The organism is Pantoea sp. X-Soil-YNGN-775, from assembly GCF_059730575.1.
Map to the genome: position 1 here is coordinate 1,216,722 of NZ_AP035945.1, position 22,238 is coordinate 1,238,959.

The window sequence follows — 22,238 nt, forward strand, 5'->3', positions numbered from 1 at the left end:
GTTTCTTTGACAGGTGCCAGCCATGGACTTCTTCAGCACGCACAATATCCTGCTGCATATTCCGCTTGGTGCGGGCGGTTACGACCTCTCGTGGATTGAGGCGATTGGCACGCTGGCGGGTTTGCTCTGCATCTGGCTCGCCAGCCTGGAAAAGATCGTCAATTATCCGTTTGGCCTGATTAACGTCACGCTGTTTGCGGTGATCTTCTTTCAAATCCAGCTCTACGCCAGCCTGCTGTTGCAGCTGTTCTTTTTCGTCGCCAATCTCTATGGCTGGTACGCCTGGAGTCGGCAGACGGATGACCATCAGGCGGCGCTGAAGATTCGCTGGCTGCCGTTACCCAAAGCACTGGCCTGGGCAGCCGGCTGCATCATCGCGATTGCGCTGATGACGCGCTACATCGATCCGGTGTTTGCGCTGTTGACGCGGGCGGCGGTCACGTTGCTGAACGGTCTCGGACTGGCGGTGGCGATGCCAGCGCTGCAACCGGATGCGTTCCCGTTCTGGGATTCCTGCATGATGGTGCTGTCGATTGCGGCGATGATCCTGATGACGCGTAAATATGTCGAGAACTGGCTGCTGTGGGTGATCATCAACGTGATTAGCGTGATGATCTTTGCGCGCCAGGGCGTGTATGCGATGTCGCTGGAATATGTGATTCTGACGCTGATTGCGCTAAACGGTTCACGGATGTGGATTCGCAGCGCGCGGCAACAGGGTTCCCGCGCGCTGTCGTCTTAGTGAGCGTGATGCTCACCCGGCGCGTGACTGTGGTCATGATGGCCGTGACCGGCTGCTGAGCCACTGTTGATGCCGAGTTCACACTCGGCACCGGCACACGGCTGGTACTCCATCTGCACGGTGGCGTGCGCAATCTGATAGTGCTGCTGCAGATAATCATGAATACGGTGCAGCAGCGCGTCATGATCGTAAGGCGGGATCACCTGCACGTGCAGCGTCAGCAGCGGTTTCTCACCGACCTGCCACAGATGAACATGATGCACATTTCGCACTTCGGCAATATTGAGCGTCAGATCGCGGATCAGTCGGGTGACGTCCAGCGAACGCGGCGCGCCTTCCAGTAACTCCTGCAGGCTTTCGCGCAACAGCGCCCAGGCGCTGCGCAGCACCAGCAGCGACACCAGCAGCGACAGGATCGGGTCAATCGGCGTCCAGCCGGTCAGCATAATAATCACCGCCGCCACGATAGCGCCCACCGACCCCAGCAGATCGCCCATCACATGCAGCGCCGCGGCGCGCACGTTCAGATTCTTCTCTCCGCTGCCGTGATGCAGCAACCAGAACGACAGGATATTCGCCAGCAGGCCCGCGATTGCGACACCCAGCATCAGTCCGCCGGTCACCGGTTGCGGATCGGCAAAACGACGCAGCGCTTCCCAGACGATCAACGCGGTAATCGCCAGCAGGGCCAGCGCATTGACAAACGCGGCCAGCGTGGTCAGGCGAAGCAGGCCAAAGGTATGTCGGGCATTGGGTTTACGGCGAGCAAACTGCACCGCCAGTAGCGCCATCAGCAGCGCGGCGGCATCGGTCAGCATATGACCGGCATCGGCCAGCAGCGCCAGCGAACCAGACAGCCAGCCGCCAATCACTTCGGCGACCATAAACAGAGTGGTGACGCCAAACGCGGCCGCCAGACGGGTGCGATTGCTATCCTGCCCGCTATGAGTGTGGGTGTGTGCCATAAGAATCCAGTTTTTTCAGTAACCTGTTAGTCAATAATATCAGTAATCGCCACGTTTCAGACGTGTCCTGATGCTGTTTTGCCTGTTCCGCCAGCTGCTGACTAAGCTGCGCGCCTTCCTCCAGTCCCACCAGTAACCAGCTGCCTTTCATCCGGTGAGCGGCTTCCGCTAATCCGTGCGGGTCCGACTGCTCGCGCGCGGTGGTGAGCCGCGCCAGATCCTGGCTCACCGTGTCGCGCAGCGTCTGGCTCAGACGGCCGAGAAACCTGTCGTTGTGCTGCGCCAGCCGCAGCAGATTGTCATCCAGCGCCGCCAGCGGATCGGCCTGCCACTCGGCCAGTAGCGCGCTGAGGTCGGATAACTGCACCGGTTTGATCAGCACCCGTTCGCCCGCCGCCAGCGGTTGTGTCAGCAGCTGGGCGTCGGCTGAACAGAGCACCCGCATCGCCTGGCGGCCACGCTGGCGGTCACGACGGCGCAGCAGCCGCAGCAGCAGCGTACCGTCAGGGCGCGGCATCATCTGGTCGATAAACAGCAGGTCATAGGGCTGATGCGCATCGGCCCGCAACAGATCGCGTCCCTGTTCGAAGATGTCGGCCTGGATAGCAAAGCGCGCCAGCTGCTGCTGCATCACCAGCAGATTGGTGGGATGATCATCCACAATCGCCACGCGCAGCTGGGGATAACCGGGCAGGGGGGCCTCACTGCTGTGGCTGACCGATTCGCAGGGGTGCAGCGGCAGTGTGACGGTCACCTGAGTGCCGTGGCCGGGCTGAGAGCGGAGCCGGATATCGCCTCCCATGCGCAGCACCATCTCACGGCAGATAAACAGTCCAAGACCGCTGCCCTGCACCGAAACCGATCGGCCGGACGGCGCCTGGTACCACGGATCGAACAGTTTCTGCTGCTCATCAGCTGGAATACCGCTGCCGCTGTCGCTGACCGTCAGCTCCAGCTGCTGCCGGGCTGCCAGAGTCAGGCGAATCTCACCGTGGCGGGTAAACTTCAGCGCATTGGTCATCAGATTATTCACCACCTGCTGCAGGCGATCGGCATCGATCAGGATCGCCTCAGGCAATGGCGTCAGCGCGTCAACCACCAGCCGCGGTCCGTCAGCGCGCATTAACGGATGGTAAAAATGCTGCTGCTGATCGAGCCACTGCGGCAGCGCCAGCGGACGCGGCGACAGGGTGAAACTGTTGCTCTCAATCCGCGCGTGATCCTGCAGGTCATTAAGCAGGGTCAGCAATGACTGCGCGCTGCTGTGCAGCAGCGTCAGATTCTGGCTGCTGTGCTGCTGTTTTTCCAGCTCCAGCAGTCCGAGGATCGCCTGCATCGGGGTGCGCAGCTCGTGGCTGACGGTCGCCAGAAACTGACTTTTCATCGCATTGGCGCGCTCAGCCTGCTCGCGCCGCTGACGTTCACGGCGCTGCTGCCAGTAACGGCGGGCCAGTAACAGCAGCAGCAAGGCGATCGCCGCTCCGGCAACGCCCAACACCATCATCGGTAAAGAGCGCATCACCATCACGCTGCCCGGCTGCGGTGGCGTCGACCAGCTGTCGCGCATCTGACTCTGGGTTTCTGCCGGGATCTGCTGCAGCGCCCGATCCAGTAGCGCACGCAGCACCGGCTGGTCTGGCGTAACCCCCAGCGCGATCGGCCAGGCAATATCGCTGGCGGCAAAGGCAAGATGGATACGTACGTCGTTGCGGCTGGCGATGCGCCAGCGGGCCGACAGCACATTATCGACCAGCGCATCGATTTGTCCTTTAGCCAGCGCATCATACAAACTGCTGCGGTCGGCAAAGCGCTGCGGCTGCAAATCGTCAGGCAGCAGGCGCTGCGCCAGATCGTCCTGCAGCACCCCGACCCGTTTACCGCGCAGGTCGCGCCACTGGGTCAGGGTATCAGGCTGGATGCTGTAGATCCCCCATAGCGCGCGCCATACCGGCAGTGAGGTGCTCTGCATGGCATCGCCGTTAAGCGGTTGCATCAGCTGCAGCATCGCCTGTTGCTGACCGAGCAGCGTGGCGGCCTGGCGGGGATTACTGACCCACACCGGCTCAAATTGCAGCCCGGTACTCTGGGCAATCACTTTCAGCAGTTCTACGCCATAGCCGCGCGCCGTGCCGGTGCTGTCACGATAGCTCCACGGATAGTTATCCGGCTCGGCGGTATAGAGCACGCGCGGATGGGCGGCAATCCACGCCCGCTCATCCGGGCTGAGCATCAGCGTCTGGGTATCCTGATAGCGCGGCAGAGTGCTGCTCCAGCGCGCCTGAAGGGTACTCATCAGTTCGGCGGGCAGCTGGCGCAGACTCTGATTAATCCAGCCAATCAGCTGCGGATCGCGGCTGACCGCACGCAGGTTGACCTGTCCAGCCTCTATCCGCGAGGCGATCTGATAAATCTGACCCTGTTGCAGCTGGCTCAACAGAAAGCCGGCGCTGGTTTCATCCGCCACCACGTAATCGTTCTGCTGATTGAGCAGGGTGTAAAGGGCCTGCAGGTCGCTGCTGTATCGCCGCCAGTGATGACGCGCCGCCAGCGCCGGCGGCAGCTGTGCCAGCGTTGTGTCACCGATCGCCAGCTGGGCATTCTGGCTGTTAAACATCACCGCGCGCTGATTCTGCTGATTACGGTAGATGCGCAGCGGGCTGCTGAACCAGTTATCACTGCTGAGGATGCCGTCCGGTAACGGTGCGGCCAGCATGCCGAGGGCGAAGTCGATCTGGCCATCGTTCAGCGCCTGCAGCAGGTGTGCCTGGTCGGCATACAGCGTCAGGCTGAACTGGGCGCCGGTCAGCTGGCGCAGCGCCGAGAGATAATCGGCATTGATGCCGTAGAGGTCGTTGCCGATGCGCATCGCCCACGGCGCGTTATTCTCTTCCAGCAGGCCGACGCGCAGCATCCGACCCTGCATGGTTTCAGCGCGATTCACCGGCAGCATCATCGGCAGGTTAACGCTGCTGACCGGACGGACTTCCGCCCCGGCTCCGCCCCACAACAACAGCAAAATCAGCAGCCAGTATCTCACTGCTGCGCCTTCCACAGGTCGGCCAGTTCCACCACCGAACGGGCGCCGGTTTTTTCCAGAATATTCTTTTTATGGGTGCTGACGGTTTTGTTGCTGATGTGCAGCTGCTCGGCGATTTGCAGGTTGGATAAACCGCTGGCCAGTAACGCCAGCACCTGACGCTCTTTCTGAGTCAGTGGCAGCTCAGGGCGATCTTCAATGGCGGGAAAGGCGGTGTGGCCACCCAGTACCGCCAGAATGGCGCTGAGTAACTGCTCCATCCGCTGACTTTTCACTACATAGCCTGCCGCACCCAGCGCCTGCGCGCGTCGCATAGTGTGATGGGTTTGCTGGGCCGAGTAGATCAGCACCGGGCAATCCGGCAGATGAATTTTCAGGCGACGCAGAATTTCCAGCCCGTCACCATCCGGCAGGCCAATATCCAGCACGATAATATCCAGCGGTAATGACAGAAAGGCGCGCGCCGCCTGTTCGCTGCTGGCGGAGTAGAGCGTAACCGGAATCGGCGATCGGGTCAGTGCAGCCTCAAGGGCAACCTCGACCAGTGGATGATCATCAATCAGAAGCAATGCGGCCATGAACGTTTCCCTGTTAATTTCACCGGCTCAGCATAGCGGAAGAGAAGAGAGGAGGGGAGAAAAACACAGGAGAGCAGAGGCTCTCCTGATCGAACAGAATTACTGCGAAGTGCCGTCGGTCTTGGTATTAACCTCACCGCCACCTTCTTTAGTCTGTACTTTCTTATTAATGTTCGGGCATTTGCCGTCTTTACACTGACTATTCTGGTCAATTTCATTCGCAGACATATTGCCGCTGCTGGTGTTGCTGCCAGAAGTCGCCGGATTGGTGTTGGTGCCGGTATTATTAATATTACTGTTATCAACGTTATTCGGTGGCAGATTTTCTTTTGCACCGCCCGCCGCTGCGCCCGCATCGGCAGCCTGGTTAGCCGTACCATTGTTGTTGCTCGCCGCCATGGCCGCGCCGCTGCTCAGAGTCATCGCTGCTGTTAAAAAGAGTAAGGCAAACTTTTTCATCATTATGCTCCCGTTAATTAATCAAGTTGCTGCTTCAAGCCCAGAGGTGCAGTTTTTGGATAAAAGGGTCCCTGACGAAATAAAATTCGCCGGTTGGCTTAAACAGGGTGATTTAATCATGTAAGCAGTCCATTCCTCAGTGCTTACCATTAAAAAGTCTAGACGCTTACCCGATTAATGCAAATATCACCCGCACATTAAACCGCCACATTTAACCCGCAGCGGGAATTTACACCCCTGGCGCTTCGGGCTACATTGGACGGGTTGTGCCCGGCGCGCGCTGGGCCAGAAATAATATGGAATCAGTATGAATTACCAGAACGATGATTTACGCATCAAAGAGATTAAAGAACTGTTACCGCCGGTAGCGCTATTCGAGAAATTTCCGGCAACCGATCGGGCGGCAGAAACCGTTTCGCAGGCCCGTCAGGCGATTCACCAGATTTTGCAGGGGCAGGACGATCGCCTGCTGGTGGTGATCGGTCCGTGCTCGATTCATGACACCGAAGCGGCAAAAGAGTACGCCGCCCGCCTGCTGACGCTGCGCAATGAGCTAAAAGGCGAGCTGGAAATCGTGATGCGGGTCTATTTTGAAAAGCCCCGCACCACGGTGGGCTGGAAAGGGCTGATCAACGATCCCTACATGGACGGCAGCTTCCAGCTGAACGACGGCCTGCGTCTGGCGCGTAAACTGCTGCTGGACATCAACGACAGCGGCTTACCGGCGGCGGGCGAGTTTCTGGATATGATCACTCCGCAATACGTGGCCGATCTGATGAGCTGGGGGGCGATTGGTGCCCGCACCACCGAGTCACAGGTTCACCGTGAGCTGGCGTCGGGACTCTCCTGTCCGGTGGGCTTCAAAAATGGCACCGACGGCACCATCAAAGTGGCTATCGACGCCATCAACGCCGCCGGTTCACCGCACTGCTTCCTGTCGGTCACCAAATATGGCCATTCGGCGATTGTCGAAACCAGCGGTAACGCCGATTGCCACATCATTCTGCGCGGTGGCAAAGAGCCAAACTACAGTGCGCAGCACGTCAGCGAGGTCAAAGCCGGTTTGGCGAAAGCCGGTCTGCCGCAGCAGGTGATGATCGACTTCAGCCACGCTAACAGCAGCAAGCAGTTCCAGAAGCAGATGCAGGTAGCGGACGATGTGGCGCAGCAGATGATCAACGGTGAGCGGGCGATTATCGGCGTGATGATTGAAAGCCATCTGGTGGAAGGCAACCAGAGCCTGGAGAGCGGTGAGCCACTGGTCTACGGCCAGAGCATCACTGATGCCTGCATCGGCTGGGATGACACCGATAAAGTGTTACGCCAGTTAGCGGCAGCGGTAAAACAGCGTCGCGGCTGAAGGCAGCGCGCATAAAAAAGGCCAGACTCGCGTCTGGCCTTTTTGCGTTTTAGCACAAAATTATTTGGCTTTACCCTGGTTAGCGACGGCCGCGGCTTTCGCTGCGATCTCGTCGGCATCACCCAGGTAGTAACGCTTCAGCGGTTTGAAGTTTTCATCGAACTCATACACCAGCGGCACGCCGGTTGGGATGTTCAGTTCGAGGATCTCATCTTCGCTCAGGTTATCCAGGTATTTCACCAGCGCACGCAGTGAGTTGCCGTGGGCGGCGATAATCACTTTCTCACCGCTTTTGATGCGCGGCAGAATGGTGTCATTCCAGTAAGGGATCACACGATCGATGGTCAGTGCCAGGCTCTCAGTGGTCGGCAGCTGCTCAGGCGTCAGTGACGCATAGCGAGGATCGTGGCCAGGGAAACGCTCATCAGAGCGGTCCAGTTCTGGTGGAGTAACGGCAAAGCCGCGACGCCATTGCTTAACCTGCTCATCACCATACTTAGCGGCGGTTTCTGCTTTATCCAGGCCCTGCAGCGCACCGTAGTGACGCTCGTTCAGACGCCAGGTTTTTTCGACCGGCAGCCAGGCCTGATCCAGCTCATCCAGCACGTTCCACAGGGTGTGGATAGCGCGCTTCAGTACTGAGGTGTAAGCAAAATCAAAAACAAAGCCTTCTTTCTTCAGCAGTTGACCCGCTGATTTGGCTTCGCCACGACCTTTTTCAGAAAGGTCAACATCATACCAACCGGTAAAGCGGTTTTCGTTGTTCCACTGGCTTTCGCCGTGTCGCACCAGAACCAGCTTAGTTACAGCCATAGCTTAACTCCTTAATACTGTGATGTTTCTGTGAGAATGGAAACCTGCTGCTGCCAGCCCGTTCAACGAGCCAATTGCGCCATACCATAACGGAAAAGCGGGCAGCGCGTAAGCCTGTCGGTAACGCACTGCGCGTTTTTCAGCCGGTGACTCAGCGCGGCGTGAAGCGATAACGCGTCACCGATTCCCAGCGATCTCCCGGCTGCAGCCAGCAATCGGCCTGCGGCCATTCCGCATGATTAGGCGAGTCCGGCAAAAACTCACTCTCCAGCGCAATGCCCTGAAAAGCAGTATAGCTCTCCTGCTCACGAGCACGGGTCCCTGCCAGATAGTTAGCCGAATAGAACTGCAGCGCCGGTGCCGAGGTGGTGACACTGAGCTGCAGTTTGCCATCTTCTGACCAGAGTTCCGCCGCGGGCTGACTGGCGTCGCCGGCGCTGTTCAGCAGAAACGCGTGGTCATAGCCTTTCACCGCACGCTGATCGTCGTCGGCGAGGAAATCCTGCGCCACCGGTTTGGCCTGACGAAAATCGAAACTGGTGCCCGCCACCGCTTTCAGCGGCGCGTTCGGAATACCTTCGCTGTCGACCGGCAGATAACTGTCGGCGTGCAGTTGTAAGCGATGCTGACGCGCGTCGCCATGATGCGCATCAAGGTTAAAGTAAGCATGGTTGGTCAGGTTAACCGGACAGGCCCGATCGCAGCGCGCCTCATACTGAATGCTCAGGCAGTTATCGTCATCCAGCTGATAGCGCAGATCGGCGATCAGATTGCCCGGATAACCCTGATCACCATCGGGTGAATCCAGCCGATAGTGCACCTCAGTTTCCGACTGGCTGACGATCTGCCAGCGGCGCTTATCAAAACCTTGCGGGCCGCCGTGCAGCTGATGCGGACCCTGATTGGCCGCCAGCTGCCGGTTGATTTTATTCAGCTTCGCCCCGGCGATACGGTTGGCGTAGCGTCCGACCGTGGCACCCAGGTAGGCATCCTGATGCAGGTAATCTGACGGTGTAGCGCAGCCGAGCAGCGCCTCACGCACCGTGCCATCCTGCATCGGAACACGGGCCGACAGCCAGGTTGCGCCCCAGTCCATAAAGGTCACCAGCATGCCGTTCGCATTACGCAACACGGTGATGCGCCACGGCTGGCCGTCCGGCGCGTGAGAATTGACGTCACTTAGCATGGGCCGGCTCCCGCAGAGGCTTTACAGACGTAGAAGGTCTCTTTGATGCCGGTCTGCGCTTCATATTGCTCCGCCACTGCGGCTTTCACCTGATCGACCAGATCGAGCGGCATCAGCGCCACGATACAGCCGCCAAAGCCGCCGCCGGTCATGCGCACACCGCCGCGCTCGCCGATTTGGGCTTTAACAATCTCCACCAGCGTATCGATCGGCGGCACGGTGATCTCGAAATCATCACGCATTGAGGCGTGAGATTCCGCCATCAGCTGGCCCATCCGCGTCAGGTCACCGCGGGTCAGCGCATCTGCTGCTTCCAGGGTGCGGGCATTTTCCGTCAGCACGTGACGAACGCGCTTCGCCACCTGCGGATCAAGCTGCGACTGCGCCGCCTCAAATTCAGCCAGCTCGACGTCACGCAGCGCCGGCTTGTTGAAGAAGCGCGCGCCGGTTTCACACTGCTGGCGGCGGGTGTTGTACTCGCTGCCGACCAGGCTACGGCGGAAGTTAGAGTTGATGATCACCACCGCGATATCTTCCGGCATCGAGACCGGGCGGGTGCTTAGCGTGCGGCAATCGAGCAGCATGGCGTGATCTTTCTGACCGAGCGCCGAGATCAGCTGGTCCATGATGCCGCAGTTACAGCCCACAAACTGGTTCTCAGCTTCCTGACCGTTGACCGCAATTGCCGCGCCGTCCAGCGGCAGATGATAGAGCTGCTGCACCACGGTGCCGACCGCCACTTCCAGCGAGGCAGATGAACTCAGGCCTGCGCCCTGTGGCACATTGCCGCTGATCACCATATCGATGCCGCCGAAATCGGCGTGGCGCTGTTGCAGATGTTTCACCACGCCGCGCACATAGTTGGCCCACATCGGCTGCTCAAGGCTGACGATCTCTTCATCCAGCGAGAAGCTGTCTTCGGCGTTGTCATAATCGACCGCCACCACCCGAACCTGACGATCGTCACGACGGGCGCAGGCGATCACGGTCTGATAGTCGATGGCGCACGGCAGCACAAAGCCATCGTTGTAGTCGGTATGTTCGCCAATCAGATTAACGCGACCCGGTGCCTGAATGGTGTGGGTCGGCGCATAGCCGAAGGTGTCAGAGAAAACCTGCTGCGTGATGGTTTTTAAGCTCATTATTGTGCCTCACGGAAGTGAACGTCGCTGACAGAACGCAGACGTTCCGCCGCCTGTTCCGCCGTTAAATCGCGTTGGGTTTCGGCCAGCATTTCATAGCCAACCATGAATTTACGCACCGTTGCCGAACGCAGCAGCGGCGGATAGAAGTGTGCATGCAACTGCCAGTGATCGTTGGCTTCGCCGTTGAACGGCGCGCCGTGCCAGCCCATCGAGTAGGGGAAAGAGCACTGGAACAGATTGTCGTAGCGACTGGTCAGCAGCTTGATCGCTTTGGCCAGATCGCTGCGCTGCGCCTGATTAAGATCGGTCAGGCGTTTAATATGCGCTTTGGGCAGCAGCAGGGTTTCGAACGGCCACGCCGCCCACCACGGCACCACGGCCAGCCAGTGATCGGTTTCGACCACGGTGCGGCTGCCATCCTGCTGCTCACGCGCGAGATAATCGACCAGCATCGGCGAACCGTGTTGGTCAAAGTAAGCACGCTGATGGTCCTCTTCGCGCTGTGCTTCATTGGGCAGGAAGCTGTTGGCCCAAATCTGGCCGTGCGGATGCGGGTTAGAACAGCCCATCGCCGCGCCTTTGTTTTCAAACACCTGCACCCACGGATAGTGCTGACCGAGATCGGCGGTCTGCTGCTGCCAGGTGCGAACCACCTCTTCCAGCGCGCTGAGCGACATCTCCGGCAGGGTTTTGCTGTGATCCGGTGAAAAGCAGATCACCCGGCTGGTGCCGCGTGCGCTTTCGCAGCGCATCAGCAGATCGTCGCTCTCGGGCGCGTCTGGCGTGTCGGTCATCAGCGCAGCAAAGTCATTGGTAAAGACATAGGTGCCGGTGTAATCAGGGTTTTTGTCGCCGGTAATGCGGGTGTTGCCGGCGCACAGGAAGCAGTCAGGATCGTGCGCCGGCAAGGTATTAACCGCCGGCGTCTCCTGCGCGCCTTGCCATGGGCGTTTGGCACGATGAGGTGAAACTAAAATCCATTGATCAATCAGTGGATTGTAACGGCGATGCGGGTGATCGACCGGGTTAAATTTTTCCATGTGGAATCCTGGTAAGCGTCAAAAGCCAGAAAGGCATCGGTAAAAAGTAGCACATCAGCGCGCCCGAAAGCGTGATCAAGTCTGGATAAATGGTATCGTTTACACAAGCTGAATATTCTCATTTAGTGGCATTGTGTCGACATCGCTGGCAGAAAAGGGCGAAGGTAATGGTAGCGCTTACATCTGGGTGTAAAGCAGACGCCGACCGGGCGGCGTCTGGCGGGATTATCCGAGCTGTTGCTGCTGGTAGTGGTAACCTCCGTCGCTGGCAACAAAGCTCAGACGGTGCGTGATGCACTGCGGTGCATCCTCGGCGTGGTGCGAAACAAACAGCAGCTGAGTACGGCCTTCGCCGATCAGCACATCGACAAAGCGCCGCACCAGCTGGCGGTTGATCGGATCAAGTCCCTGCAGCGGCTCATCGAGGATCAGCAGCGTCGGATGTTTCACCAGCGCGCGGGCAATTAACACCAGCCGCTGCTGTCCCCACGAAAGGCTGTGGAAGGGGGCATCGGCCTGCGCAGGGGTCATGCCAAGCAGCGCCAGCCACTGCCGGGCCAGCGCCTTCTGGCGGTCAGACGCCGCCTGGTAGAGACCAATCGAATCGAAGAAGCCTGACAGGATCACCGTGAGCACATTGACGCTAACGCGATAGTCGAGATGCAGGCTGCTGCTGACATAGCCGATATGCTGCTTAATCTCCCAGATGGTTTCACCGCTGCCGCGTCGGCGGCCAAACAGCGTCAGATCGTTGCTGTAGCCTTGCGGATGGTCACCGGTAACCAGGCTGAGCAGAGTTGATTTGCCCGCCCCGTTCGGACCGATAATCTGCCAGTGCTCGCCGGCATTCACCTGCCAGCTAAGACCGTCGATCACCGGCCGATCGTGATAAGAAACCACGCCGTTGCGCAGTATCACCCGCGGTGCATCATCGGCCAGCGACGGCAGCTGGTCCGGCGCATCGGCTTCCGGCAGCGCCATGCCCAACAGCTGTTCACTGTGCGCCAGCTGCGCCACCAGCGCTTCGGCTAAAATCGTCTGGCGCGGGCCAATATGGGTCAGGGTACACTCTGCCAGCACCCCGATCTGCTGAATAAAGTCAGGGATATCATCAAACCGGTTGAGCACCAGCACCAGGGTAAATTCGGGCTGCTGCAGGCTGCGTAAGGTTTCGGTCAGGCTGGCGCGTGACGCCACATCCAGCCCGTCAAACGGCTCATCCAGAATTAACAGATCCGGCTGCTGCATCAGCGCCTGACAGAGCAGTGTCTTGCGGCTTTCGCCGGTAGAAAGGTATTTAAAGCGGCGCGACAGCAGGTGATCGATGCCGAACTGGCTGGCCAGTTGCTCACAGCGTGCGGGCTGCTGCACCTCCGCCTGAATCACCTCTGCCACGGTCAGGCCGGTATCCTCTTCACCTTCGCTCAGCAGGTCAGTGTTGTTACGCTGCCACTCATCGGCGACCAGCTTTTGCAACTGTTCAAGCGACAGCCGCGTCGGACGCTGAAAATCACTGCTGACCGAGCCGGCAAGCGGCGCAAGTTCGCCGGAGAGGGCGCGGGCCAGCGACGACTTGCCGCTGCCGTTGGCACCGACAAAGGCCCAGCTCTCGCCACGCTGAAGCTCAACCTGATTCAGGGTCAGGACCCGGGTATCGCTAAGACGAAACGTGCCTTGCGAAATCTGCAATGAAGCCATGATCTGTTCCATTTTCTGCATCGTGTTACTGAGTTGTAACCACTGGACGCGATGAAGTCAAATCAGGCGGGGTAAATCACAACAAGGTCGCGACGATCGCCTGGTCAGCATTAAAACTGGCGATCACCGCGTCACCCGGCTGCAGCGCCTGCTGCTGTAAATCGTCATTGCTCAGGGTGGCGCACAGGATTTCACCGCTGGGCAACTGCATCAACAGTTCGCTGAACGTTTCGCCGGGTTCAATCGCGCTGACGGTGGCGGCCAGCTGATTATCGTGGTCTGCGGCGTCACGGCGCACCTGAATCCATGGCGCTTTGATTAACACCAGCACCTCTTTACCGGCGGCCAGCTGCAGCCGATCGGCGCTGCGCTGTGTCAGCGCGACCTTAAGCCGGGTCACCCCGTCAGCCAGTAGCACCTGCAGATGTTGCAGCACCGGCTGCGCATCGTTGCTGATCACCGTACCAAACAGCTGGTTGCGGGCGCTGGTCTGTAAGGAAAAGCGGGCAATGGCGGCCAGCAGGCTGTCGAGCGGCAGAGCGTCCTGCTGCAGCGCATCAAATGCTTTTTGCTGGATCTGCTCCATCAGGTGAAACAGCTGAATCAGCCGCTCGCCGTAGCGCGTCAGGGTGGCACCGCCGCCGCCTTTGCCGCCGGTCGCGCGCGCCACCAGCGTCTCATCCGCCAGCTGGTTCATCTCATTGATCGCATCCCAGGCGCTTTTATAACTGATGCCCGCCAGCTTTGCGCCCTGACTGATCGAGCCGGTTTGCTGTACCCGTTTCAGCAGCTCGATGCGACGCGGATCGGCAAACAGCTTTTGCTGTAAACGAATATGAAGGGAAAGTTCGGCTTGCATAGCGACTCCGGCAAAGGGTTAAGGCAGTTCTGCGCGATGATAGCGGCGTTTCGGGGCCAAAGTAAAAGCACGAAAAGGGCTGCGCAATTTTTTGCTGACCCGTTACAATCACTTTTTTGTTCGCAGAGTGAGACGCTCCATGCTGGAATTACTTAAAAGCCTCGCCGTGGCTATCATTATGGTCCCTATCGTGATGGCGATCATGCTGGGTCTGATCTATGGCCTGGGTGAAGTCTTTAACGTCATCTCAAAATTTGGCCATCGCGAAAAATCGTCAGCCCGTTCGCACAACTAATCCCCAACCCCGTCCGCTGTTCAGGCGGGCGGGGTGCTTGTTGCCGCTGCGCAAACTTCCGCTCATCCTTCTGCTAAAACTGCCGATAATTTTCTGACACTGCCGGAAAGAGCGTTGTATCATTCGCTACACAACGAATAACCGGAGCAAATTATGTCTTTAACACACTATCGCTGGGGAGTGGCTGCGCTGGTCAGTGTTTCACTGGCTGGCCAGGCGGTGGCCGCAGATAAAATTACGGTCTTTGCGGCGGCGTCACTGACCAATGCCCTGCAGGAGATCGGCAACCGTTATCAGCAGGAAAAGGGGGTGACGGTGGTCGCTTCGTTCGCGTCTTCCTCGACGCTGGCACGGCAGATTGAGCAGGGTGCACCGGCCGACCTGTTTATCTCCGCCGATCAGCAGTGGATGGATGAGGCGGTGGCGAAAAAAAGCGTCATCGACCGCAGCCGTTACACCCTGCTGGGTAACGATCTGGTGCTGGTTGCACCGCGCAGCGCATCGGCAAAGCCGGTCGAACTGAACCCGCAGACTGACTGGAAAACGCTGCTGCACGGTGAACGTCTGGCGGTTGGCGATCCGGATCATGTCCCGGCCGGCATTTACGCCAAAGAGGCGCTACAGAAGCTGGGCGCCTGGCAGACGGTTGAACCGTCGCTGGCTCCGGCAAATAATGTGCGGGCCGCGCTGGCGCTGGTGGAGCGCAACGAAACGCCGTATGGCATTGTTTACGGTTCAGATGCGGTCGCCAGTGAGCGGGTGCAGGTGGTGGGGCGGTTCCCGGCCTCCAGCCACAAACCGGTGGAATATCCGATGGCGATCGTTAAAGATCGCGATAATGCCGCCGTTAACGCTTTTTATGACTACCTGAAAGGGCCGCAAGCAGCGGTCGTGTTTAAACATTACGGATTCACACCAACCAAATGATACTCAGCGATCCCGAATGGCAGGCGGTTCTGCTCAGCCTGAAAGTCTCTGGCATTGCCGTCGCTGGCAGTCTGCCTTTCGGCATCCTGATGGCCTGGATTCTGGTGCGCTGCCGCTTTCCTGGCAAAGCGCTGCTCGACAGCCTGATTCATCTGCCGCTGGTGCTGCCGCCGGTGGTGGTGGGCTATCTGCTGCTGATCGGCCTGGGACGACGCGGCATCATCGGTGAAAAGCTCTACGACTGGTTCGGCTTCAGCTTCGCTTTTAGCTGGCGCGGGGCGGCGCTGGCGTCGGCGGTGATCGCGTTTCCGCTGATGGTGCGCGCCATCCGGCTGGCGCTGGAGGCGGTAGATATCCGGCTGGAGCAGGCCGCCCGCACTCTGGGGGCCGGTCGCTGGCGGGTGTTCTTCACCATTACCCTGCCGCTGACTCTGCCGGGCGTGATCGTCGGCACCGTGCTGGCCTTCGCCCGCTCGCTGGGGGAGTTTGGTGCCACCATTACCTTTGTTTCAAATATTCCCGGCGAGACGCGCACCATCCCGCTGGCGATGTACAGCCTGATTGAAACGCCCGGTGCGGAAGGCGCGGCCGCCCGGCTGTGTGTGATTGCCATTGTGCTGGCGCTGGCGTCGCTGCTGGCGTCAGAATGGCTGGCCCGTCTGGGCCGTCAGCGAATGGGGGCCTGATGCTGTCACTCAATTTTGCCCAGCAGCAGGGCGATCATCAGCTGGAGATCGACCTGCAGATACCGGCCAAAGGGATCACCGCTATTTTCGGCGTCTCCGGTGCCGGAAAAACCTCGCTAATTAACGCCATCAGCGGACTGACGCAGCCGCAGCGCGGCCGGATTCAGTTGCACGATCGTCTGCTGTTTGATGCGGAACAGCAGATTTCCCTGCCACCGGAAAAGCGCCGGATTGGCTATGTCTTTCAGGATGCCCGGCTGTTCCCGCACTATCGGGTGCGCGGCAACCTGCAATATGGCATGGCACCTGAGATGAAATCTCAGTTTGATAGCCTGGTCTCCCTGCTGGGCCTTGAGGCGCTGTTGTCGCGCTTTCCGCTGTCGCTGTCGGGCGGGGAAAAGCAGCGGGTGGCGATTGGCCGGGCATTACTGACCGCGCCGGATATGCTGTTACTGGATGAGCCGCTGGCCTCGCTGGATTTACCGCGCAAACGCGAGCTGATGCCGTATCTGCAAAAGCTGGCGAAGCAGGTGGATATCCCGATGCTCTATGTTTCGCACAGCCTCGAGGAGATCCTGCATCTGGCGGATAACGTGCTGGTGCTGGATGGTGGCAAAGTTAAAGCGTTCGGTCCGCTGGAGCGGGTCTGGAGCAGCAGCGCAATGCGGCCATGGCTGCCGGTCAGTGAGCTGAGCAGCGTGCTGCGGGTTCAGGTGCTGGAGCAGCATCCCGACTATCCGATGACCGCGCTGTCGCTGGGTGACCAGCACATCTGGGTCAGTCGGGTAAACCTGCCGCTTAAAACACCACTGCGGATCCGTATTGCTTCTGCCGATGTCTCACTGGCGCTGCAACCGCCGCACAACACATCTATCCGCAATATCCTGCCTGCGCAGGTGGTGGAGCTGGTTGAGGTCGGGGAGCAGGTGGAAGTAAAGTTGCGCATCGGCATCAGTGAACTCTGGGCGCGCATTACGCCGTGGGCGCGTGATGAACTGGGCATTCGGCCGGATCAGTGGCTCTATGCCCAGATTAAAAGCGTCTCAGTCACGCCCTGATGACTAAAGGTCCTGATAATGCGTTATTTTTTAATGAAATTATTTAATGGGTCTCTTTTTTTCTGCCTTGTTTCGAATGTTTTATTGAGTAGGCTTCTGACACCTCTGAACAGAGAGCGTGGGTTCTTGCTTTCGTCTCTGGTTGTCGTGAAGAGAAGAAGTGGAAAGCCGACATCAATAATCTGATGAGTATTGATATTCAATTCCCTGTCAGGAAGGGTGATATCTCCCAGAAGTTTAAGCAAAATTAAAATGTGAAGCCTGTTGGTAGCCCTGAACCGTTACCAGAGGGATTCTGCAACACTTTCTGTGGTTCAGGGCAACGCCCTATAAAATGGCTTTCACCGTGCTTCTGTTTGGCTGGCCTGGATGACATCACTATGCATCAATCAAAGAAGCGTTTGATTCGGGTGGCAGAGCAGCGTGGTCAATAGCGCTATATGTTCCAGAATCGGCTATAACTTCAATCCATGTTCTTTGCAGTATTTAACACTATATACTTCTGATAAAAGATTTTCGACTTCAGGTACGGTCAGTGCAAATACGGCATCACGGAAGAAATATCCAAAATGACGCACGACTAAAAATACTGGCTCTTGTGTTTTCAGATCATTCTCTTCACCGTATTCCAGAATATCATTGTAACGTCCACCAATGACCTTTTGCTTTGTTTCCTGACGCTGAATAAAGGGTTGTTTAGACCACTCCAGAAATTCATAAAAGGGGGCGGTGTTTTCCGTGATTCGACTATCTGTATAGATAAAGGGAAGCGCAACATAGTCGTAGCCCAGGTCAACGACAAATTGTACAAAGGAGAGGTCGTCCGGAACTTTCATGGGGTAAACTTTAGGTGCGTAGGGAGCAACGATTGAGCCATCCAGGAAAGAATAATAATGCACATCACTGGCATAGCGGGTTAAATGACCAACCTGTAACGATGTACAACCCGTGAGCATCAATGATAATAAAAGCAGAGCCTTGTTGAATATTTTTCTAAACATATCTCATACCTACAGATAAATAAGGGTTATCGGCAGGTGAAAGATAAGCTTTAGCGTTGTTTGATTGAAAATGGTGGGCGGCCTGATATCAAATAGCTTTATATCACTCTTATGGCATCACTGTTTTTTTGATATCTTTTCCGTCATCAATGCTGGAGTCAGCTTTAATGATTGTTTATGTCATATTGGTTTATATCAATGCCAGGTTTTGAAAAGTTAAGAATGAATAATAAAGTGCAGCGCTCATTTTATAAAAGATTAAAAAAGGCTTTAATGTATACAGACCCTCCTCAGAGTCATGTTGCGTTATCTATTGTTTTATCCCTGCGTTAAAATTTGCTTTTTGCTTCTCAACGCATTAAATGAAACAGACCCTCTTCATTGGGTCAATGCCGGGCGCGCATTACGCCGTGGGCGCGTGATGAGCTGGGCATTCGGCCGGATCAGTGGCTCTATGCCCAGATTAAAAGCGTCTCGGTCACGCCCTGATTACAGCACGTACTGATAGAGCGTCTCGGCAATGCCGGTTTCGAGGTTGGTGCCGATCACTTTTTTGGCGCGCGCTTTGATCGCCTCATCGGCATTGCCCATCGCCACGCCCAGACCGGCGGTTTCCAGCATGCTGAGATCGTTGTAGTTATCCCCGAACGCGATCACATCTGACATGCTCAGTCCCAGCGAGTCGACCCACTGCGCCAGACGCTTGCCTTTGCTGTTGCCGCCTTTGGCGATATCGACCTGATCGTGCCACGACCATTCGCAGGCCAGGCCCAGTTTCGCCTCGACCCGGCTGGCAAACTGCTGCAACTCAGGAATGTTGGGATGCGACAGGGCGAATTTCCAGATGGCACCCGCCTCGCGTGCGGCCTCGGCTAAATCGGGCACCTGCCTGAACAGCGGACGCTGGTGCGGCGGCAGAGATTCGGCCCAGTTGAGGGTGCGGGTAACATGGCCGGTCGGGGTCTGATACAGCATGGCATCATCGACATACAGCAACCCATGAATCCGCTGCTGATCCAGCATCTCAATCACCTGCAGCGCCAGCTGAGTATCAAGCGGATCGGCCGCCAGCACCTTTTTGTTTTGGTAATCATACAAATAAGTGCCGTTACAGCAGATGGCTGGCGTATTGAGTTCTAATGCCTGATAAAAAGGATGGATGGCGCAGTGATGGCGTCCGGTCACGATAGCGACGTGAATGCCCGCCTGACGCGCCTTCTTTAGCGCCTCGACTGACTGCGGCAGAATGGTTTTTGCGGGTGTTAACAGCGTGCCGTCGAGATCGAGGGCAATGACACGGTAGCTCATTAATCCTTCCGTTGGGGTAGGTTAGCGAAGCCCCAAGTCTACACCTGACTGCCCTTGTGAGACAAAAAACCGGGCACAAATGATTCCAGCATGGCTAAAACGCGCTACAGTGACTCACAGATCATCATCAGGCAGCCAAAAAGGAGAATGCATGAAACAAGTTGTCTACACCGCCAGTCCCGAGAGCCAGCAGATTCACGTCTGGCAAATGAATGAAGAGGGGGCGCTGACGTTGCTTCAGGTGACCGATGTCGCCGGCCAGGTTCAGCCAATGGTGGTGAGTCCGAACCGCGATTTTCTCTATGTCGGCGTGCGCCCCAATTTTCGCGTGCTGGCGTTTCGCATCGCGGCTGATGGCACCCTGACCGAAGCTGGCCAGGCACCGCTGCCGGGCAGCCCGACCCATATTTCCACCGATCGCAGCGGTAAATTCCTGTTCTGTGGCTCCTACAATGACGCCTGCGTCAGCGTCAGCCCGATTGGCGAAGATGGCGTGCCACAGGCACCGCTGCAGGTGATCCACGGACTGGAAGGGTGCCACTCAGCCAATATTGATAATGCTAACCAGACGCTCTACGTGCCGGCCCTGAAGCAGGATCGCATCTGCCTGTTCGCATTGGGTGATGACGGCCAGCTGACGCCGCGTCCGCAGGCGCAGGTCACCACCGTCGAAGGCGCCGGTCCGCGCCACATGCAGTTCCATCCGAACGGTCGTTACGCCTACTGTGTGAATGAACTCGACAGCACGGTCGACGTCTGGGCGTTAAATGAAGGCAACGTGGCAAGCGTGCAGACGCTGGATATGATGCCGCCTGACTTCAGCGGCACCCGCTGGGCCGCGGATATTCATCTGACGCCCGATGGCCGCTTCCTCTACGCCTGCGACCGCACCAGCAGCACGCTGGCGGTGTTCAGCGTCAGCGAACAGGGTGATCAGCTGACGCTGCAAGGTTTCCAGCCGACCGAAACTCAGCCGCGCGGCTTTAATATCGATCACAGCGGACAGTATCTGGTGGCGGCGGGGCAGAAGTCTCATCACATCGAAGTCTATCGCATTACCAAACCGCAAGGGCTGTTACAACCGCTGGGACGTTATGCGGTCGGACAGGGACCAATGTGGGTAGTAGTGCATCAGCTGCAGGCATAACGCAGCTTCGCACGCCTCCCCGGACGGGGAGGCGTGGCGGGATTATTGATAGTTCACGGTCAGTGACGCGCTCGCCAGCGCGTGAAAATGGACGTTAAAGCCGACCATTGCGCCACTCGCGCCTTCATCCACCTCAATCTTGTCCACATCCAGCGCATGCACGGTGAAAATGTAGCGATGGGTTTCCCCCTGCGGCGGTGCCGCGCCACCGTAGCCAGCCTGACCAAAATCAGTGCGGGTCTGTAGCGCTCCTGAAGGCAGTTCGGCTTTGCCGGAACCCGCGCCCTGCGGCAGAGAGGTGGTGGTGGCCGGAATATTGGCAACCAGCCAGTGCCACCAGCCGGAGCCGGTTGGCGCGTCGGGATCGTAGCAGGTCACCACAAAACTTTTGGTGCCTTCCGGGGCCGCTTCCCAGGCCAGATGGGGAGAGATATTCTCGCCCTGATAGCCCATGCCGTTGAAAACATGCTTCTCAGGCATCTTATCGCCGTCGTTAAAATCCTGACTATAAACGCGCATTGCCTCTCCTCACGTGTCGATGAATAGCCTGTCATCATAACTAAACGCGCAGCCAGTTCCAGCGCTTAGCCCGCTTCAGTTGGCAAAATGTGAAGAATGCTCAAGCGCTGCCGCAATCGCCTGCACCAGTTTGCTCAGCGCCTGCGGCGTGATGATGTACGGCGGCATCAGATAGATCAGCCGGCCAAACGGTCTTATCCATACGCCCTGCTCAACGAAGAACTGCTGCAGCGCCGCCATGTTGACCGCCCGATGGGTTTCGACCACGCCAATCGCCCCCAGCACCCGCACATCCGCCACCTGCGGCGCGCTGCGCAGCGGCAACAGTTCCGCCCGCAACTGCTGTTCGATAGCGGCCACCTGGCTTTGCCACTCGCCTTCGGCCAGCATCGTCAGGCTTTCGACCGCCACCGCGCAGGCCAGCGGATTGCCCATAAAGGTCGGGCCGTGCATAAAACAGCCGGCCGGACTGCGGCTGATGGTGTCCGCCACCTCACGGGTGGTCAGGGTGGCCGCCAGCGTCAGGGTCCCGCCAGTCAGTGCTTTGCCAACACACATAATATCGGGCGTAATACCGGCATGTTCACAGGCAAACAGTTTGCCGGTGCGGCCAAAGCCGCTGGCGATCTCATCGGCAATCAGCAACAGCCCGTAGCGATCGCACGCTTCTCGCACCCGCTGCAGATAGCGCGGATGGTAGAAACGCATCCCGCCTGCGCCCTGCACAATCGGCTCAAGAATTACCGCGGCCAGCTGCTGATGATGCTGCTCCAGCAGGCGGGCAAAATCGTCGAAGTCGCGCTCATCCCACCGGTCGTCAAAACCACAGGCCGGCGCCTCGGCAAAGTGATGTTCAGGCAGGTAACCGCGCCACAGGCTGTGCATCGAATTATCCGGATCGCACACCGACATCGCCGCAAACGTATCGCCGTGATAGCCGCGCTTCAGCGTCAGGAACTGCTGACGGACTTCTCCGCGTCCCAGCCAGTATTGCAGCGCCATCTTCATCGACACTTCCACTGCGACCGAGCCGGAATCGGCGAGGAAGACGCACTCCAGCGCCGTGGGCGTCATGGTCAGTAGCTGACGACAGAGCGCCACGGCAGCGGGATGGGTTATGCCGCCAAACATCACGTGCGACATCTGCGTCATCTGCCGGGTCAGCGCCCGGTTCAGTCGCGGATGGTTGTAGCCGTGGATCGCCGCCCACCACGAGGACATGCCGTCGACCAGCTCACGACCATCGGCCAGTTGCAGCTGGAAACCGTGTGCAGCAACCACCGGATAACAGGGCAGAGGATTTTGCATCGAAGTGTAGGGATGCCACAGGTGCTGGCGATCAAAGCGGGCGTCTTCAGAAGTGAACATGAGCGTCGTAAACTGGAGTTGTAAACCAAAATAAAAAAATATAGTTT

General features: G+C 58.0%; 21 protein-coding genes and 1 pseudogene. 8 read left to right on the forward strand and 14 right to left on the reverse strand.

Annotation, left to right across the window (positions count from 1 at the left end):
- Positions 1 to 22 precede the first annotated feature (22 nt).
- Positions 23 to 742 carry a nicotinamide riboside transporter PnuC gene (gene pnuC, locus AC6I8I_RS05695; RefSeq protein ID WP_312052977.1) on the forward strand — a complete coding sequence of 240 codons (720 nt, stop codon included), beginning with the start codon at positions 23 to 25 and terminating at the stop codon, positions 740 to 742.
- Here the strand turns inward: pnuC and zitB are convergent.
- From zitB to AC6I8I_RS05715, 4 genes are all read right to left on the reverse strand, one after another.
- A complete protein-coding gene (gene zitB / locus AC6I8I_RS05700) occupies positions 739 to 1,707 on the reverse strand; it encodes a CDF family zinc transporter ZitB (protein WP_312756316.1) in 969 nt (322 codons plus the stop codon). The two genes, pnuC and zitB, sit on opposite strands and share 4 nt — an antisense overlap.
- Positions 1,685 to 4,759 carry a hybrid sensor histidine kinase/response regulator gene (locus tag AC6I8I_RS05705; protein WP_497828412.1) on the reverse strand — a complete coding sequence of 1,025 codons (3,075 nt, stop codon included), beginning with the start codon at positions 4,757 to 4,759 and terminating at the stop codon, positions 1,685 to 1,687. Before AC6I8I_RS05705 ends, zitB begins: the two co-directional genes overlap by 23 nt.
- Entirely contained in the window at positions 4,741 to 5,322 is a 582-nt protein-coding gene (locus AC6I8I_RS05710) for a LuxR C-terminal-related transcriptional regulator (protein WP_312052973.1), read from the reverse strand. The genes AC6I8I_RS05705 and AC6I8I_RS05710 overlap by 19 nt, the downstream gene beginning before the upstream one ends.
- Positions 5,323 to 5,421: 99 nt before the next feature.
- Positions 5,422 to 5,784, reverse strand: a complete 363-nt coding sequence (locus tag AC6I8I_RS05715; protein WP_312052971.1) for a YbgS-like family protein — start codon at positions 5,782 to 5,784, stop codon at positions 5,422 to 5,424.
- A gap of 304 nt (positions 5,785 to 6,088) precedes the next feature.
- Here AC6I8I_RS05715 and aroG point away from each other — a divergent pair, with 304 nt between their 5' ends.
- A complete protein-coding gene (gene aroG / locus AC6I8I_RS05720) occupies positions 6,089 to 7,141 on the forward strand; it encodes a 3-deoxy-7-phosphoheptulonate synthase AroG (RefSeq protein ID WP_312052969.1) in 1,053 nt (350 codons plus the stop codon).
- A gap of 60 nt (positions 7,142 to 7,201) precedes the next feature.
- Here aroG and gpmA read toward each other — a convergent pair whose 3' ends face one another.
- From gpmA to modE, 6 genes are all read right to left on the reverse strand, one after another.
- The gene (gpmA, locus tag AC6I8I_RS05725) at positions 7,202 to 7,954 is read right to left on the reverse strand and encodes a 2,3-diphosphoglycerate-dependent phosphoglycerate mutase (protein ID WP_089561134.1); all 753 of its coding nucleotides are present in this window, start codon (positions 7,952 to 7,954) and stop codon (positions 7,202 to 7,204) included.
- A gap of 151 nt (positions 7,955 to 8,105) precedes the next feature.
- Positions 8,106 to 9,140, reverse strand: a complete 1,035-nt coding sequence (gene galM, locus AC6I8I_RS05730) for a galactose-1-epimerase (RefSeq protein ID WP_497828413.1) — start codon at positions 9,138 to 9,140, stop codon at positions 8,106 to 8,108.
- On the reverse strand, positions 9,134 to 10,282 hold the full coding sequence (galK, locus tag AC6I8I_RS05735) for a galactokinase (RefSeq protein WP_312756321.1): 1,149 nt from the start codon (positions 10,280 to 10,282) through the stop codon (positions 9,134 to 9,136). The genes galM and galK overlap by 7 nt, the downstream gene beginning before the upstream one ends.
- Positions 10,282 to 11,325 carry a galactose-1-phosphate uridylyltransferase gene (gene galT / locus AC6I8I_RS05740; protein ID WP_497828414.1) on the reverse strand — a complete coding sequence of 348 codons (1,044 nt, stop codon included), beginning with the start codon at positions 11,323 to 11,325 and terminating at the stop codon, positions 10,282 to 10,284. The genes galK and galT overlap by 1 nt, the downstream gene beginning before the upstream one ends.
- A 225-nt stretch (positions 11,326 to 11,550) precedes the next feature.
- Positions 11,551 to 13,023: a molybdate ABC transporter ATP-binding protein ModF gene (modF, locus tag AC6I8I_RS05745; RefSeq protein WP_497828415.1), complete on the reverse strand. Its 1,473-nt coding sequence runs from the start codon at positions 13,021 to 13,023 to the stop codon at positions 11,551 to 11,553.
- A 76-nt stretch (positions 13,024 to 13,099) separates the two neighbouring features.
- Positions 13,100 to 13,882: a molybdenum-dependent transcriptional regulator gene (gene modE / locus AC6I8I_RS05750; RefSeq protein WP_312052961.1), complete on the reverse strand. Its 783-nt coding sequence runs from the start codon at positions 13,880 to 13,882 to the stop codon at positions 13,100 to 13,102.
- Positions 13,883 to 14,021: 139 nt separating this feature from the next.
- Between modE and AC6I8I_RS05755 the strand changes: the two genes are divergently transcribed.
- The 4 genes from AC6I8I_RS05755 (at position 14,022) to modC (ending at position 16,848) form a co-directional block, all read left to right on the forward strand.
- Complete coding sequence (locus AC6I8I_RS05755) at positions 14,022 to 14,177, forward strand: AcrZ family multidrug efflux pump-associated protein (protein WP_031376840.1); 156 nt, start codon at positions 14,022 to 14,024, stop codon at positions 14,175 to 14,177.
- A gap of 153 nt (positions 14,178 to 14,330) precedes the next feature.
- Positions 14,331 to 15,104: a molybdate ABC transporter substrate-binding protein gene (gene modA / locus AC6I8I_RS05760; RefSeq protein ID WP_497828416.1), complete on the forward strand. Its 774-nt coding sequence runs from the start codon at positions 14,331 to 14,333 to the stop codon at positions 15,102 to 15,104.
- A complete protein-coding gene (gene modB, locus AC6I8I_RS05765; RefSeq protein WP_312052957.1) occupies positions 15,101 to 15,790 on the forward strand; it encodes a molybdate ABC transporter permease subunit in 690 nt (229 codons plus the stop codon). Before modA ends, modB begins: the two co-directional genes overlap by 4 nt.
- A complete protein-coding gene (gene modC / locus AC6I8I_RS05770) occupies positions 15,790 to 16,848 on the forward strand; it encodes a molybdenum ABC transporter ATP-binding protein ModC (protein WP_312052956.1) in 1,059 nt (352 codons plus the stop codon). The genes modB and modC overlap by 1 nt, the downstream gene beginning before the upstream one ends.
- A 455-nt stretch (positions 16,849 to 17,303) precedes the next feature.
- Here the strand turns inward: modC and AC6I8I_RS05775 are convergent, their stop codons facing one another.
- Positions 17,304 to 17,849, reverse strand: coding sequence for a hypothetical protein (locus AC6I8I_RS05775; protein WP_497828417.1), 546 nt, complete (start codon positions 17,847 to 17,849; stop codon positions 17,304 to 17,306).
- 396 nt (positions 17,850 to 18,245) lie between these two features.
- Here AC6I8I_RS05775 and AC6I8I_RS05780 point away from each other — a divergent pair.
- Positions 18,246 to 18,338, forward strand: a pseudogene (locus tag AC6I8I_RS05780) (TOBE domain-containing protein); the annotation flags it as partial.
- On the opposite strand, the gene AC6I8I_RS05785 reads toward AC6I8I_RS05780, so the two are convergent.
- Positions 18,339 to 19,157 (reverse strand): pyridoxal phosphatase, encoded by an 819-nt coding sequence (locus tag AC6I8I_RS05785; protein ID WP_312052954.1) that lies wholly within the window; start codon positions 19,155 to 19,157, stop codon positions 18,339 to 18,341.
- A gap of 151 nt (positions 19,158 to 19,308) precedes the next feature.
- Here AC6I8I_RS05785 and pgl point away from each other — a divergent pair, with 151 nt between their 5' ends.
- Positions 19,309 to 20,304: a 6-phosphogluconolactonase gene (gene pgl / locus AC6I8I_RS05790; RefSeq protein ID WP_312052952.1), complete on the forward strand. Its 996-nt coding sequence runs from the start codon at positions 19,309 to 19,311 to the stop codon at positions 20,302 to 20,304.
- A gap of 42 nt (positions 20,305 to 20,346) precedes the next feature.
- Here the strand turns inward: pgl and AC6I8I_RS05795 are convergent, their stop codons facing one another.
- Together AC6I8I_RS05795 and bioA are read right to left on the reverse strand one after the other, a co-directional pair.
- The gene (locus tag AC6I8I_RS05795; RefSeq protein WP_312052950.1) at positions 20,347 to 20,823 is read right to left on the reverse strand and encodes a kinase inhibitor; all 477 of its coding nucleotides are present in this window, start codon (positions 20,821 to 20,823) and stop codon (positions 20,347 to 20,349) included.
- A 75-nt stretch (positions 20,824 to 20,898) separates the two neighbouring features.
- Positions 20,899 to 22,191, reverse strand: coding sequence for an adenosylmethionine--8-amino-7-oxononanoate transaminase (gene bioA / locus AC6I8I_RS05800; RefSeq protein ID WP_497828418.1), 1,293 nt, complete (start codon positions 22,189 to 22,191; stop codon positions 20,899 to 20,901).
- Positions 22,192 to 22,238: the final 47 nt, after the last annotated feature.